14 protein-coding genes are annotated in these 14,815 nt (G+C 33.2%); 12 read left to right on the top strand and 2 right to left on the bottom strand.

The annotated features are described in order from the left end of the window. Positions 1-499: 499 nt before the first annotated feature. The 11 genes from LC457_RS09325 (at position 500) to LC457_RS09375 (ending at position 12,771) form a co-directional block, all read left to right on the top strand. Complete coding sequence (locus LC457_RS09325; protein ID WP_156118456.1) at positions 500-658, top strand: hypothetical protein; 159 nt, start codon at positions 500-502, stop codon at positions 656-658. Positions 659-1,033: 375 nt separating this feature from the next. Next, positions 1,034-1,201 carry a hypothetical protein gene (locus tag LC457_RS09330; protein WP_156118455.1) on the top strand — a complete coding sequence of 56 codons (168 nt, stop codon included), beginning with the start codon at positions 1,034-1,036 and terminating at the stop codon, positions 1,199-1,201. Positions 1,202-1,260: 59 nt separating this feature from the next. Then, positions 1,261-1,638, top strand: coding sequence for a hypothetical protein (locus tag LC457_RS09335; protein ID WP_223599593.1), 378 nt, complete (start codon positions 1,261-1,263; stop codon positions 1,636-1,638). Positions 1,639-1,980: 342 nt separating this feature from the next. Next, positions 1,981-6,177, top strand: coding sequence for a hypothetical protein (locus tag LC457_RS09340; protein WP_223599594.1), 4,197 nt, complete (start codon positions 1,981-1,983; stop codon positions 6,175-6,177). 7 nt (positions 6,178-6,184) lie between these two features. Next, a complete protein-coding gene (locus tag LC457_RS09345) occupies positions 6,185-6,814 on the top strand; it encodes a hypothetical protein (protein ID WP_223599595.1) in 630 nt (209 codons plus the stop codon). 128 nt (positions 6,815-6,942) lie between these two features. Beyond that, a complete protein-coding gene (locus LC457_RS09350) occupies positions 6,943-7,584 on the top strand; it encodes a hypothetical protein (RefSeq protein ID WP_223599596.1) in 642 nt (213 codons plus the stop codon). Between the two features lie 217 nt (positions 7,585-7,801). Beyond that, on the top strand, positions 7,802-8,437 hold the full coding sequence (locus tag LC457_RS09355; RefSeq protein ID WP_223599597.1) for a hypothetical protein: 636 nt from the start codon (positions 7,802-7,804) through the stop codon (positions 8,435-8,437). Between the two features lie 183 nt (positions 8,438-8,620). Next, positions 8,621-9,028, top strand: a complete 408-nt coding sequence (locus LC457_RS09360; protein ID WP_223599598.1) for a 5-fold beta-flower protein — start codon at positions 8,621-8,623, stop codon at positions 9,026-9,028. A 391-nt stretch (positions 9,029-9,419) separates the two neighbouring features. Next, positions 9,420-10,310, top strand: a complete 891-nt coding sequence (locus tag LC457_RS09365; protein WP_223599599.1) for a hypothetical protein — start codon at positions 9,420-9,422, stop codon at positions 10,308-10,310. Positions 10,311-10,628: 318 nt separating this feature from the next. After that, positions 10,629-11,489 (top strand): hypothetical protein, encoded by an 861-nt coding sequence (locus tag LC457_RS09370; protein WP_223599600.1) that lies wholly within the window; start codon positions 10,629-10,631, stop codon positions 11,487-11,489. 544 nt (positions 11,490-12,033) lie between these two features. Then, a complete protein-coding gene (locus LC457_RS09375) occupies positions 12,034-12,771 on the top strand; it encodes a hypothetical protein (protein WP_223599601.1) in 738 nt (245 codons plus the stop codon). Between the two features lie 13 nt (positions 12,772-12,784). Here the strand turns inward: LC457_RS09375 and LC457_RS09380 are convergent, their stop codons facing one another. Next, positions 12,785-13,015 (bottom strand): hypothetical protein, encoded by a 231-nt coding sequence (locus tag LC457_RS09380; RefSeq protein WP_223599602.1) that lies wholly within the window; start codon positions 13,013-13,015, stop codon positions 12,785-12,787. A gap of 95 nt (positions 13,016-13,110) precedes the next feature. Beyond that, positions 13,111-13,389 (bottom strand): hypothetical protein, encoded by a 279-nt coding sequence (locus LC457_RS09385; RefSeq protein ID WP_223599603.1) that lies wholly within the window; start codon positions 13,387-13,389, stop codon positions 13,111-13,113. Between the two features lie 50 nt (positions 13,390-13,439). On the opposite strand from LC457_RS09385, the gene LC457_RS09390 reads away from it, so the two are divergent. Continuing rightward, positions 13,440-14,756, top strand: coding sequence for an ATP-binding protein (locus tag LC457_RS09390; protein WP_223599604.1), 1,317 nt, complete (start codon positions 13,440-13,442; stop codon positions 14,754-14,756). The last annotated feature ends 59 nt before the right edge of the window (positions 14,757-14,815 follow it).

A 14,815-nucleotide genomic window follows, 5' to 3' on the forward strand; every position in this document is an offset into this window, starting at 1 on the left:
AGTTGGAATAAGGAAATTTTAAATAATCTATAAAGTGTAAAAATTGCGTTTTTAATATTGTTTTATTTGAATTTTGTTCGTTTTTGTATTGTTTAATTGATGATAAAAATGCGTTTATTTTTTGATTGATATCTGAATAAAGCAATCATTTTGCTCTTTGTTTTTTCCTGAAAATAAAAAACAAGCCTAAAATGTAGAAAAACACTACTCTTCAACATATAAAATATCGATTAATTATAGTTGTCAGTAAAGTTGCTAATACATCCTGAGAGAGCAAATGAAATTTAGAATAAAGAAGTCAGGGTAAGATTTTTTATTGGGAAATACCTGGTACCGGCTTCTAAAAAAACAAAATTAATTGAATTAGACATCTTTTTAAGAGGCGGAATATTCGTCTTTAGGGATTCTTATGACTTTATGAAACGGTCAACAGGTAAGAGAAGGAAGCCTGTCTGATACAAAAAAAACTTTTAAACCAAAAAACTTTTAACCATAGAATATGAAACGTAGTAAAGAATTAGTCGAAAAAAGAAAAGATTTTGTCATTGATTATGTAAGACGTAATCAGGATAAACAGATGAAAGTGATTGTCAATGAGCTGATGGAAATGTTGTTTCTGTCTGAAAGAACAATATATAACATCATTCTTCAGCCATAACGTATGATCGCGGAAGAAAGCTCAGTCCTTACCATTTAATGTTGTAATGTGAATATCAATAAGATAATGTTTGTAGATAGTGTGTATTCATAATTCATTTCTTGAAATTATTCATTCTAAGAAGATAAAAAAGGATTCAAAGTTATTGCTAGATCCTCAACTGCCCATACATCAGATTAAAAGGCTGCTCTGATATCTTTCTCAAATTTAAATTACAGGTAAAATATTAAGGTGAAAAACGGTTTTTGCTTTTTAGTTCTGTTGTTTTAAATGAACCATGAATTGTAAAACGAAAACCGTTTAGCCTTAGTCGATTGGAAGAGAAATCAATTTTTAAAAAAAACTAAAAAATCATTCTAATAAATTCTAAAAGCCATGAAAAAAAAAGAAAAGAAAAAAAAGAAAAAAGATAAGGAAAAATTGAAGAAACCAGGTAGAGATATCAGTGATATTATTGATGAACTGGCTTATGCGGATGAGAGTGAAAATATCCGGAAAATCAGAAAATTTTTAGATGATATGTACATCCTTTCTCAGGAATAAGTAAACACCTGGAAGTTGCTGAAAAATTAAAATTTTAATAAATAATATAATAGGAAAGAATGACTTTGGATAGTATAAAAGCCCTTTTGATCGGAACTGCAATAGCATTTTCAGGAGGATTGTTAAGGGTACTGGTCTCCATACAAAATAAAGAGAAAAAACAGCCGTGGGAGCATTTTATCACATTGGTGATAGTGGTGATAGTAGGTTTTACAATGAGCTATTTAATGAACAGAGCCGAGTTGCATGACAAATGGTATTCAACAGGGATATTATTTGTGCTTGGTTACGGTTATGATAAATTCTTGAAAATGATCACTACAAATCTCCCTAACTGGATTGATAAAGCAGTGAATCTTTTTATTGAAAACCGATATGGAGTGAAGACAGACAGACAGTCTGGTGAAGAAGAAGAAAAGAAAGGTGATATGAATTAAACTTATATCCATAAATGGACTTGTAGGTATGCTTAAATCATTGCAATAGAAAAGATGATAAGAAACTCTACCTGCCATTACAGAACTGATCACCCAAGAGAGTGATTGTAAGAACTTGAAAACCTGAAAATTCAAAAAAACAAGAGAACAAACAAAGGAAATGGTTCAGTGTTGCCTGTTTCTCATCCATAAAGTCGAATGCCATTTCCATTTACTGACATTCTTAAAGAATCTACCCACACGGTACGATTTTTCAAACCCGGCAGGCACCCTATAAAGCATAACAGTTTGGTTGTGCTTTATAGGTCTTTTAAAATAATATGAAATAAAAAAACTAAGTCAATGAAAGCAGCAAAACCTGTAGAAATAGACAATAAAGCCCATAAAAACCAGAGCAAAAAGCAAAAGCCGAAAGATCGGGTAGTTGTACCTCTATCTGAGGTGCAAGTGGCAAATGTACAGACACAAAAGGCCGGAGATTCATCCGTTAAAACTGGATCAGAAAGCCCCAACGATAAATTGCTTAATCTCAATGGTACCGTTGCGGGTGTTCATGATTCACAAGATATTTATGGGCAGGGATCGGAAAAAAATTATGAAAAACTCCGGGAGAGTCTGGCAAAAACCGGTGATATCAATCATCCGGACACCAAGAAAATTGAAAAAGGCTATATGGCCACTTTGAATGTTAATCAGGTACAAGATTATCATAATATTAAATCGGGAAATAATGTACCAAAGACGCCTGAGGAGCAGTCAGCAGTTCGTCAGATGGTTAACAATCAGGAAACTTCTGCAAAAACGGCAAGAGAAGGCGAAAAAGGAGCATTAAAAAACATTAGCAGCAAATCTGAAGCGTTAAAACCAGTTATAGATCAGAAGCCAATTGAGAAAGCAGTTGAGATTAAAATACCTCCAGTTAAACCAATATCATCCGAAGTTAATAACAATACCTCAAAAAAGGTTGCGGATAAAAATGAAGTACCTCGTTCCGAAAGGGCTATGGATGACAAAAAATCTAATAATAGAAAATTAAATTCAAAAACTAAAGGAGAAAAAGAAACAAAAGTTGTCATTCCGGATGATATTCAATCCGTTGTTACACCAAGAATGGACAAGGCTGTTGATAGTGAGCAAGCCGAAATAGCTCCAGATGCACAAACGACAATCAACATAGTTGGGCTTGTTGCCGCTGCACAGGAGTTTAGGGACCAGGGAGTAGAAGCCAGAGATCAGGTGAAATCTCAAAACGAAGCAGCTAAAACACTCAAAAATAAGATTAAAGAAGTAGAAAAAGAAATTCAAAAATCAGACGCTGATTTAGAAAAATCAGAAGATAGTATAGAAACGAAAGAAGCTTTAATCAAAAAATTAGAAAAAGGACTTGAAACCTCAGTAAAAAGACAACAAAAGGTAGAGCAGGAAGTAGGAGTATATCAACAGGAATATAATAAAAATAAGACCAAAGCAAATGATTTCAATAACGAAGCAAAAAGTTTACTCGGAGGATCTCAAAAACATCAAGATCCAAAAAATGCTGATTCAGGAAACCTTACCAGAAAATTAAATGAATTAAGTACTAACGCCGGGACGATAAATCAAGCAGTATATCAGGCAGGAAATACAACTCAAAAATTATCTCAGGAAGCTCAACAAGCTAAAGGTAAGAATACAAAGATACAGAATGAAATAACGTCTTCCAGAGCGTCAATACGAAAATCAAAAGCTAAACTGGCTGCAGATACTAAAAAGAATATAGAAGCGAAAAAAGAGTTAGGAAAACTTACTCCAAAACTGAAACAGGTAGAATCGCAAAGTAAAAAATTGAACCAGGAAGCCGATGCTATGTTATTGGATTCTTACATTATCGAAAAAGAGGTTATCAAAACTCAACATGCTTACTATGCCAATATGGCAACAGTTGAGGGACGAAATAGCTTACTACAAAAAGAAAAAGATAAAATCCAGCAAACCCCTAAAGAACTTAATGAGACAGAACGTTTGTTGGTAGATTTTGCACAATTAAAAGCAGAAGATGAGCAGATAGCTTTTCTAAGAAAATTAAGTCCGGATCAACAAAATTTATTAAAAGACAAATTAGAAGAAGTAAATGCTAATTATGATAGTGATCAGTCAGAACATCAAAGCTTAATTGACCAAAATGTTGAAAGCATCAGAAATTCTCAAATAGAAGTCTTTAATAACAAACGTAAAGATGCTTTACAAAAACCATTAAACTTAGTGACTAAAAATCTGAATAGAATTACTGGTTTAAAAAGATTATGGATGTCTATTTCTATTGCCTTTTCAGACATTTGGAATGACGTTACATCCATTACCTGGACTGATGTAGGTAAATTTATTGAATCAATCTTTAGTCCTAAAGCATGGGTAGAGGCTATTTCAGGATCTATAAGTGGTATTTGGGACGATTTGACAAGTTGGAAAGGATTCTCAGAAGATCCGGTAGGAATGATTCTTCAAAAAGCCGCCGGGATAGCCAATAAAGTACTTATCATAGCCGGCGTCATTACAGGTATATTGGGTATATTAACACTAGCTGCCGCCGTAGGATCAATTTTCACTCTGGGTGGTCTGGCACCATTAGCTGCCTGGCTGGGAGGTGCTACCATAACAATGGGAACCATCACATTCTGGATTGGTGCGATAGCGTTAGGATTGAATATACTCAACGGAATTAAAAATATTTATGATGTACATACGGCAAAAACGGCTGATGTTTTATTTAAAAACTCTGGAGAGTTAAAAAGCGATATTGCCAATTCAGGCATGGCTATTTTGGCAATGATAGGGGGAAAAGCCTCGAAAAAAGGAGGAGCTTCAATAAAAGATCTGGCAAAAAGAAACCCAAAAACTTTTGGCAAGCGAATGTTCATTACCGCAAGAAATGGAATAAAAGCAAGTATTGTTTCTATCCCTAGAAAAATAACCTCTGTTTTCAAAAAAGAGACATGGATTAAAGCGTCTCAACGTTTTAAAACAGCTTATAAAAAAGCACAGGAATGGGTTACTGAACCTTTCAAGAAAAAATCTACAACACCGCCAAGCCGAAACTTGAATCAACTTCCTTTTGAAGAGCAGACCGTTCCTGACAGAATGCATGAACAGCCTGTAAGAAATGAAAAAAGCCCTGGGAAATCCAATGTTAAGAAAGAAGATGTGAAACCAGTTCAGGTGCAGGAAAATGTATATGAAGAAAGTATATTCAGACAAGATAACAGACCTTATTCTCCTGCAGGTTCAAAAGAAGGAAGGATAAAATCTCACATTAATGAAGAAGGAAACTTAACTCCTGCAGACAAAAACGGGAGTGCTACTGTTTCTGATCACGTAAGAGGAAGCGAGCCAATGAAAAGCAAAAGCCCTTATACTTCTTTCTCAGATGAAGGTCCTGGTATAGGTAAAACTTACGGAGACAATGTGATTGAAGTTGATATCAAAAGGCTAGAAGCTGATATTGCTGCAGGTAAAATAAGTGAGGTAGAGGTATTGAGACCTGAAAAGGTACAGGCGGAACTACAGGCTAAAATAGATCAGGCGATGAAAAGGCTTGAAGAAAGTCCAACGCCTAAAAATCAGAAAAGAGTAGATGATGCTGTAAGAGATCTTAACAACAGTGTCAGAGACAAAGAGATTTTAATTAAAGGTGAAATTCCTGCTGAGTATTTTAATGTGAAATCGACTAAAAGTAATATCTCTAAAAATATTTTGCCGAAAGAAGAAGCTCACACGTTAGGGAATAAAAAAACGCATGGACTAAAAAGTAAGGAACAAAATAATAAAATTAGCTCAACACAAAACCGTACATTTGATGAGAACTTAGGACCACTAGCTAATCAAGAAGCTCAATGGATAAATGAAAGTAGCCATTGGAGAGATACTAATTATGGGCCAAAACCAGGATTAGTTGCAACAGAACAAACCATAGCTACCGGTACGGTTCAAATGGAGTTACATCCTAACTTTAAGAATTTAGTAAATGAAATGGAAGAGTTAGGATACAAAGTAACTATTATAGAGCAGGACTTTGGAAAGATAAAAATTGATCCTGAAGTTAAGGTTAGAACTATCACTGAAGGAGATGAATTTATCCGATACGAAAAAGAAGTTGTACTGATAAAAGAAATGGATTATAATACAGTTCTACATGAACATGGACATGTAATGCAGATTGAAAAAATGATTAATGAAGGACTTAATTTACCCACACCAAAAGGATTTTTGAGAGAAAATGGAAATTTTGTAACAACATTTAAGGGAAACAGTAATGCTATTAAAATCTTAGAATATCATAATCGATTAAAAGATTTGTTGCGATTAAAAGAGATGAAAAAAGCAGGGGTAAAAGTTTCTGATACTTCTTTAAAGCAAGCTCAATATGGAGTGAATGAATATAGTGCTGAATTTGACAAAATATTGCAAAAGAGTAACTATAGTACTAGTGGGATGTCAACTATTAAAGAATATATAGGTTCTATTTACGATGAAATTAAACAATTAGAAAATAAATTAAAATAATAACATTATGAATATAAAAAAAGAATTTAATTACTCTATCTGCTACTTTGATTCTACAAATGAAGATTCAGGTATTTTATTCAATTATGCGAAGGATTTTGGTAATGAGAAAGTAAAAGATATTTTTGGAATAAGCTTAGGATGGGGAGGAGTAGAAATAGTCTTTTTACCAAAAATTGAAAATATAGAAAATTTTTGGCCCCCTATAGCGAACTATAATCTTAATCAACAAGCAGAAGATATATATAAAGCAATATTATATGGTGAATCTTACGTTGTCATGCCTTGCAATGAGTGGGCAGGACAAGTGAAAATTTTAGAACCTGATATTAAGAATTCTTTGATTCAATCTAAAAAAGAAATGATATTTAAATATAAAAGTCTTATTTTTTTTATTAGTGAACAGGAATATGAAATTTATAAACAAGAAGCAAAAGAAATACAAGAACTAAATACTTTAGAAGAAGAAAAAGACTATTTAATTATAAGCCATACTCGAACAGAAGATCTAGAAAAACGGATGAAAATTCCTGTATTCATAAAAGAGAAGATTATTCCTTGCTTTGATGAGCACGATCTTCACTCTATAGAAAGAATAAGAGATGAAAACGATAATATTATCTTTGCTGGATTTTAATACCTTCCATATTAAAGTGTAATTTTAGCATTAGTTTCTTAGGAAATAAATAATGAACGATACCTTGAATATTTAGTATTTGATGATGAATAGGAATATTTTATATAGAGTATTAAGTTTCTTGCAATATGAAAAATTATAAAAAAGAGTTTAATTATATCTTATATTATTCAGATAGTGCAAATGAGCAAGATGATTTGCACTTCTATTCAGAAGATTTTGGACAAGAAAAAATGCAAGGTATTTTCAAATTAACTTTAGGTCTTCATTTTCCAGAAATTTTATTTTTACCAAAAATTGAAAATATATATGAATCATGGCCTCCTCGTTTTGACTATCGCTCAATGCAATCAGAAAAAGATATATGCATAGGATTACTTTATGGTGAATCATATATTGTGTTGCCTTATAATGAATGGGCGGGAACAGTGAGAATAATAGAACCGGAAGTTAAAAATGCAATAGTTCAATCTGATTCAGAATCAGAATTTACGGATAAAAGTATTGTCTTTTTTATTACCGAAGAAGAATATGAAATCTATCAACAAGAAGCTAAAAAAATACATGAATTAAATGACTTAGAAGAACATAGAGGATATGAAACTATTAGTCAAACCCGTACAGAAGATTTGGAAAAATATATAAAAGTACCAGTGTTCATAAAAGAAAAAATATTACCTTATTTTGCTGATAATGATTTATATAATATCAGCCGAAAAAAAGATGAAAAAGGTAATGTTACTTTTACCCAAACAATAGGAAATAAATAAAATATGCTACTTCTTTATTATAAAATAAGAATTCAATTAATGTTTATAATTGGAAGTTTGACGGGATAAAAAGATAACATATGCTTCAATACTTAACAAATGAACAAGTTATATGAAGATTAATTAACTATAGATATTAAAAACTATTATCAATCAAAAAAATATTTAATAAGTCGACTGTTCCCATACTAATATTTTAAAATAATTAATAATAAAAATGAATAACCAAATAAACGAACTCCTTTATCACTATAATGAAGAAGGAAACGAAGGATATGATTTAAAAGAAGTACAGCTCCTTGAAAAAATAGATCCAGACAGAGTTGAACAATTAAAATTGCTTCTTCATAATGACAATCAATATATTGCTTATCAGGCCATGCTTATTTTATTGGCGTGGGCAATACCGGAAGGATTTGAACAACTTGATCGGTTTATTTCTGAAAAATGGGATGAAAAAGAAAGTTTTGAACCCCATAGACTCCATAATGAAGATAATGTATATGATGTAATTACAAATGCCTTATATATTGCTACATTAAATGGAAAGACGGAACAAGAACTTTATCCATATATTACATACTTTTTGAATATTTATGGTGATAAATTTTTTGAATCCAATCTAAAAGATTTTCTTTTAAAGAAAAATTGCAGACCACTTTTAAAAGAAATAGAACAGGCAATACAGGCTGCCTTAGAAAATAAAAGATACTATCAGGCAAGCCAGCTGTTTCCGGTTATTGTGCATTATGACAAAGATTCTTTTAATAAATACAAAGATATTTTTAGTCCTTTAATAAGTGAAGATAGTAGAGTTGTATATAATATAGAAGAAGCCGAAAAAAGCATTTAATATACATACTTATACAATTTGATATAAATTTTAAAGAAAGTCTTCTTACTACCGCACGAATCCTTTCGTGCGGTTTTTATTTTCAATCATTTTCTTTACAAGTTTTTATCTTTATAAAAGAATAATCAATACTTTTGAATACATCAAATCAACCAAAGTTAATAACTCATTAAAATATTGAATATGAAAAAAATATTATTCTTTTGTTCCCTTCTCTTCGGTCTTTCCGTAGGTGCCCAAACTATAGAATCAGGAAGTCACAGTACCACTGGATATATTAAAATTGACGGAACTATAGAAAACAGCAGCCACTCCACCGTGGGATACATTAAAAATGACGGGACTATCGAAAATAAAAGCCGAAGCACTATTGGTTACATCAAAAGTGACGGAACTATCGAAAACAAAAGCCATTCTACGGTAGGTTATGTAAAAAAAGATGGGACAGTAGAAAACAGCAGTCATTCCACCATTGGCTACATCAAAGACGATGGAACAGTTGAAAACAGCAGCCACGGTACTATTGGATATGCAAAAGGAGTCAAAAAAGAATGGGCCGCAGTAGTCTATTTCTTCTTTAAGCTGGATTGATTAGCAGTTCTGCAAAAAAGAAACTAACGGTAAACATATAAGTTAAAAAAAGGCTTGGATTTTATAATCTGAGTCTTTTTTATTATAGATATAGCCCAGGCTTTATTCAAAACAGACTTATTAATTATCCGGAAAAAGGAGGTACTGCAACTACAGAATAGAAAGGCCGGAAAACTTTCACAGGAACAAAAAAAGTATCAATTTTGAGCATTGAAACTTAAGAAATCATCCATTCTATTTCTTAAAACTAAATGGTACTGCAACTACACAGTAACAAGGTCAAAATCCTTTTCCAGGGATAAAAAAGTGAGCTCCGAATTTTAAAATATAACATAAAAAATCATTGAAACTAAAAAGTAATTGTGCTGACAAGCATAAATTGTAAATTATTATGGAAGAAAATAAATTAACCCCAAGAGAAGAATTAAAAACCTATTTTGAAACGGGCAAAGCTCCCACACAAAATCAGTTTTCTGATTTGATAGATTCTTTGAGACATAAAGAAGATGGTCTTACCAATAAGGAAATAATATATCTTGCCAATAGGTTGGAAGCTATTGATAACGGATCCATTGAATATGTCAATTTTAGTACTGAAGATGAACACTTTCCAATTGTGATAAGCTCACAGGATGAAGAAGATGAGGTAATTGATGTAGGTAAAGGTAATAACTTTGGAGCAAAGAGGTATTTTGTTGGTACTGCACCTTACACCATTAGTGCAAAAAAATTCTCAGCAGAAAATTTAAAGGGAACTGAATATTATGCTTTGCGTTACGAAGCAGATCCTACTTATACGTATAATAATATGATGGCGAGGCTGTTTGGGAATACGCTGCCTCCAATTCCTGATGGGTTTGACTTTGGACCTCTTAAAGGTAAAAGATTTTATTTTGAAATAAGCAAGCGTGATTATGGACAAATAATAAACATTGTAAACACCAATATTAAGTTTATTAATAAAACTGAAGCACTTATTGAGTATATGGTATATGGAGGAGGAGGAAGTCTTTGGGGACACGAATATACAAGTGGAGATATTGTTACTGATCATTATGATATAGGAGATTACTTGAACTTTTTTTATAGAGCAGACCTTAGAAAAATCAATAAGCCTATAGAATGCAGGGTCTATGATGGAGATACCGATCAGCTTTTAGCGACCAGTCACCTGACTGCCAACCAAAATAATATAAACATTCCAAGTAATGGGACGGCAGATAAAACCAGAAATGTTAGGATAGAGTGTGATTATCAGAATCTTACCCTAGCGACGGAATAAAAAAATCTAAAATCTGTTTTTTCAAAAGCGATAAATAAATTCTGTGAAAGTGGGGACAAATATTCATTACTGCAACTACGGAATAGAGAATCTAAAAAACTTTCCCGGAAACATGAAAAAGATGAACTTCGGGCTTTGAATCAATTACTCATCCTCCGATTTAAAAAAAGATTATTGCCATTACAGAATAGAGAAGCTCAAAAAAATTACAGGAATAAGAAAAGTATAAGTCCCAAATTTTAAAAAACATAATATAAATAATCATTGAAACCCAAAGGTAATTATGCTAAGCATAAACCGTAAAAGAATAGTAGTACTATGGAAGAAAATAAACTAACCCCAAGAGATCAATTAAAAACCTATTTTGAAACAGGTAAACATCCTACACAAAACCAATTCTCGGATCTGATAGATTCTTTAAGACATAAAGAAGATGTACTAAACAAAAAAGAAATGTTAATCTTTGCTAATAGTTTGGCATCTATTGATAGTGCGTTTATTTACTATTTCGCAAATAACGTGGGAGATTTAGAAATCCAGATTTTTGTGATCTCACCGGATGAAGAAGATCAGGTGATCACAATAAGAGATTCTACCAAAGTAGGTGTAGTGAGACAATATTTATTTGGAAGTGCTCCTTATACCATTAAAATTAAAAAGATATCAGAAGGTAATTTAGCAGAAACCGAATACTATAGTTTTGGTTATCAATTAAGTGAGAGCTATTATATTCGTAGATTATTTGGAAACAATCTGCATACAATTCCTGATGGCTTTGACCTTGGAGAATTGAAGAACACCAGACTCCCCATCGAAATTACCAGGATAGATAATAATGTAAGAATAAATATTGTAAATACAAGTATTAAGTTTCTTAACAAAACTGAAGTGCCTATCCAGTATAGAGCATATTCTCAATATTGGGGTAATGAATATGGAATAAAAGATACTGTTACAGATCATTATGATGCATGGGACCTTTTGTACATTTCTTATAATGCTGACCTTCAGGCTGTCAGCCAGAACATACAGTGCGATTTGTATGATGCTGATACTAACACTCTTGTAGCGACTGGGTATTTGTATGCCGGGCAAAGTCAAGAGAATTGGTGGGGAGGTCAGGTCAATGCAGTAAGAAATGTTAGGATCGAATGCAGCTATTCTGAAAATGTAAAATAAGGAAACCTAAAAAATAAGTAACTGCAACTACAGGCAGGCAGGGACAAAAAACTTTTATAAGAACAATAAAGTGATTAATTTTGAACTGTCATCATAACATAAATAGTAATTGCTATTAGGTAACAAAAACAAGCCAGTATAAAAAGATCTTGAGATCACAAGGCGGCAGAGAATTAATCCATTATATTCTCATTACTAAAAATACAACCACAATCGGGTAAGATACTCGGCGATGAAAGCTTTTCCATTGGAATTTCATCCGCAAAGCGAAACGATGGTCGTCAAATCTATTTTTTTGAATGCAACTCATAAATTCTGTGAAAAACAGAAAGAGGAAATGTATTGCAGAAGATGAAGAAAAGTATAGGCTTAATGATTTGCTTATTAGCGACATATGAATTACTGCAACTACAGGATAGAGAGGTCGAAAAAGTTTTATAGGAACAAAAAAAGAATCAACTTTGAACCTTCATTACAACTGGTAATCAGCTCCGGAAAACAAGTATACTAAGAGCATAAAGCAAATAAAGAAAACTAAAATATCATGGAAGAAAATAATACATTAATCCCAAGAGAGGAGCTGAAAACTTACTTTGAAACCGGTAAATATCCTACAGAAAGCCAGTTTGGCAGATTCATAGATAATTATCTCCATTTAAATGAGCTTAATTTCGGGCTGGATGTAAAGGCATCAGCAGATTGGACTGCGAAATACTATCATTTCTATCGGGCTGGAAACATTGAAAAATCAGGACGTGGACATATTAACCTGGAAGCTGAATATGAAAGCCTACCACCACAGATAGAAAATTATGTACATGCTTTCAGCAGAAATATAAGCTATAAATATTTAAAGGTAAAATTATCAAACGACTTAGATATTGATAAATACAAACCCAAGATTATCATAAAACGTTACAAACAGAAAAAAAAGATCAAGGATGGATTCAAAGATGCAGGTTTTTACAAAGAACAGCTGCTCGATGCACAATCCTTAGGCAGAATGTCCGAATACCCTGTAACGTCTAAAGAAATGACCCTGGATATCAATCCTATTCATTATTTTAAACCAGGATCAGAGTTCAATGAATTCTATCCATCGGGGACACTTACAAGACCGGGCTCATTCAGACATACGGTTCATCACAGAAAACCATTTGCTCTTATTCAGATGCTTTTGGAAATTGAGATCAACGGAAGAAAATATACATCGCATCCCGTTAATATAAAAATTATTATGGGGCGGAACATGACTGATTTGGTTAATTACATTATTGATTAATCACAAACATACCTCAATCGGAGAGATTCTCATTGGCAGGACACCTCTTAGCGCCTGGAATCCCGGAATTTTCTGATGCATAAACATTAGAATCTCCTCCCGGAAGCAGGGTAATAGATCTTCGGATCTGCTGCACTCTTTCTGGCGTAGATGGAATCTTTAAAAAAGCAGGACTCCCATGATGGAGCAACTTTCCAAGGGCAGCTGCTTTAGCAGTTGTGGAGAGATACTCGAATGTGAGCAACTTTCCGGTTGAGATTTCTTTAAAAAAACTACCAAATACAATGTAACCATCCTTAAGATGTGTTGCATGCTATTTAAAAACATATAAAACATACCTTAATCGGAGAGATTCTCATTGGCAGGACACCTCTTAGCACCTGGAATCCCGGAATTTTCTGATGCACAAACATTAGAATCTCCTCCCGGAAGCAGGGCAATAGATCTTCGGATCTGCTGCACTCTTTCAGGCGTAGATGGAATCTTTAAAAAAGCAGGACTCCCATGATGGAGCAACTTTCCAAGGGCAGCTGCTGTAGCAGTTGTGGAGAGATACTCGAATGTGAGATACTTTCCGGTTGAGGTTTTTTGAAATAAATACAAGATAGGTGGAAGCATCTTAAAAGTAAAAAGAAGCAGTACACCGGATCCTAAAAAGCATAAAACCAATGGAGTCAGAACAATTACAAAAATTATTTACTCATTTAGAAAAGGTTATTACATGGCGTATAAACAATCCATCAGAGGATTTTAGTGTAGGAGCCCCTGAATTTAATACCAGTAACCATGAAAACTTTCAATTAGGAGATTATATTTCAGGGAAAGAGCTTGCCCATCAGGAAGTTGTGATTCTTTTAATGGCTTTATTACCACGATTGGATCCATCATTGCTGAAACGCATTTATTTGGATTTTCCGGGTAGTGCGCTGTTTGACTTCTGTTCAACCAATGATAACGGCAGGCTCTTTTATCCTACAATTCATGCTGCTCAATATATTTTAGGAGGAGAAAGTATTTCAGAACGATTGAAAGCACTGGATTATTTCGGTCCGAAGTCGGTTTTGAGTAAAGAAGAACTCATTGTTTTTTCAGGCTCAGCTCATGAGCAGGCATCAATAAACGGTCAGATAAGTGTTCATGAAGAAGCCTTTAATAAGATCATTTTTGGCCTGGAATTATTACCGAAAATGAGCAATGATTTTCCGGCAGAACGAATACAAACCCATCGATCATGGACAGATTTAATACTTCCTCAAACTACACTGGATGAACTTAAGTGTATTGAGAACTGGTACAATAGCAGCCGGATTCTTATGGAAGACTGGGATATGCAGACAAAACTTAAACCAGGGTTCAGGGTATTGTTTCATGGAGAACCGGGAACGGGAAAAACTCTTGCCGCCAGTCTTTTAGGGAAATATACCCAACGCCCTGTTTTCAGAGTAGATGTTTCTATGCTGGTTTCAAAGTACATCGGAGAAACAGAAAAACAATTATCTAAACTGTTCGACAAAGCAGAAAATAAAAACTGGATTTTATTTTTTGATGAAGCAGACGCCATTTTCGGAAAAAGAACTTCTGTAAAAGATGCTCATGACAAATACGCCAATCAGGAAGTTTCTTATTTACTGCAAAGGATAGAAACATTTTCAGGGCTTATTATTCTGGCATCCAATTTTAAAAATAATATGGATAAAGCCTTTACGCGACGCTTTCATAGCTGCATACAATTTAATAATCCAAAGCATGAAGAGCGTCTGCGTATCTGGCAGCAAAACTTACCCGAACAATTACAACTTGAAAATATTGATCTGGAACAAATTGCCCGACACTATGAATTAACCGGTTCTAATATTATGAATATCATACAGGATGTAAGTTTAAAAGCAATTGCATTAAAAGAACCTGGTTACAAAGTAAGTGTAGACATGTTATTAGACAGCATCAAAAAAGAATATGTAAAAGAAGATAAAATATTTATGTAAAAATTTGAATTTCAATCAGATTCATGGAGTTGAAATCAAAATTATAAACCTGTTCAATT

The organism is Chryseobacterium sp. GVT01B, assembly GCF_019970045.1.
GTDB lineage: Bacteria > Bacteroidota > Bacteroidia > Flavobacteriales > Weeksellaceae > Chryseobacterium.

Bases quoted from the DNA above. Each gene is read 5' to 3' on its own strand.
- LC457_RS09325 (WP_156118456.1), top strand. From the start codon at position 500: ATGAAACGTAGTAAAGAATTAGTCGAAAAAAGAAAAGATTTTGTCATT.
- LC457_RS09330 (WP_156118455.1), top strand. From the start codon at position 1,034: ATGAAAAAAAAAGAAAAGAAAAAAAAGAAAAAAGATAAGGAAAAATTG.
- LC457_RS09335 (WP_223599593.1), top strand. From the start codon at position 1,261: ATGACTTTGGATAGTATAAAAGCCCTTTTGATCGGAACTGCAATAGCA.
- LC457_RS09340 (WP_223599594.1), top strand. From the start codon at position 1,981: ATGAAAGCAGCAAAACCTGTAGAAATAGACAATAAAGCCCATAAAAAC.
- LC457_RS09345 (WP_223599595.1), top strand. From the start codon at position 6,185: ATGAATATAAAAAAAGAATTTAATTACTCTATCTGCTACTTTGATTCT.
- LC457_RS09350 (WP_223599596.1), top strand. From the start codon at position 6,943: ATGAAAAATTATAAAAAAGAGTTTAATTATATCTTATATTATTCAGAT.
- LC457_RS09355 (WP_223599597.1), top strand. From the start codon at position 7,802: ATGAATAACCAAATAAACGAACTCCTTTATCACTATAATGAAGAAGGA.
- LC457_RS09360 (WP_223599598.1), top strand. From the start codon at position 8,621: ATGAAAAAAATATTATTCTTTTGTTCCCTTCTCTTCGGTCTTTCCGTA.
- LC457_RS09365 (WP_223599599.1), top strand. From the start codon at position 9,420: ATGGAAGAAAATAAATTAACCCCAAGAGAAGAATTAAAAACCTATTTT.
- LC457_RS09370 (WP_223599600.1), top strand. From the start codon at position 10,629: ATGGAAGAAAATAAACTAACCCCAAGAGATCAATTAAAAACCTATTTT.
- LC457_RS09375 (WP_223599601.1), top strand. From the start codon at position 12,034: ATGGAAGAAAATAATACATTAATCCCAAGAGAGGAGCTGAAAACTTAC.
- LC457_RS09385 (WP_223599603.1), bottom strand. From the start codon at position 13,389: ATGCTTCCACCTATCTTGTATTTATTTCAAAAAACCTCAACCGGAAAG.
- LC457_RS09390 (WP_223599604.1), top strand. From the start codon at position 13,440: ATGGAGTCAGAACAATTACAAAAATTATTTACTCATTTAGAAAAGGTT.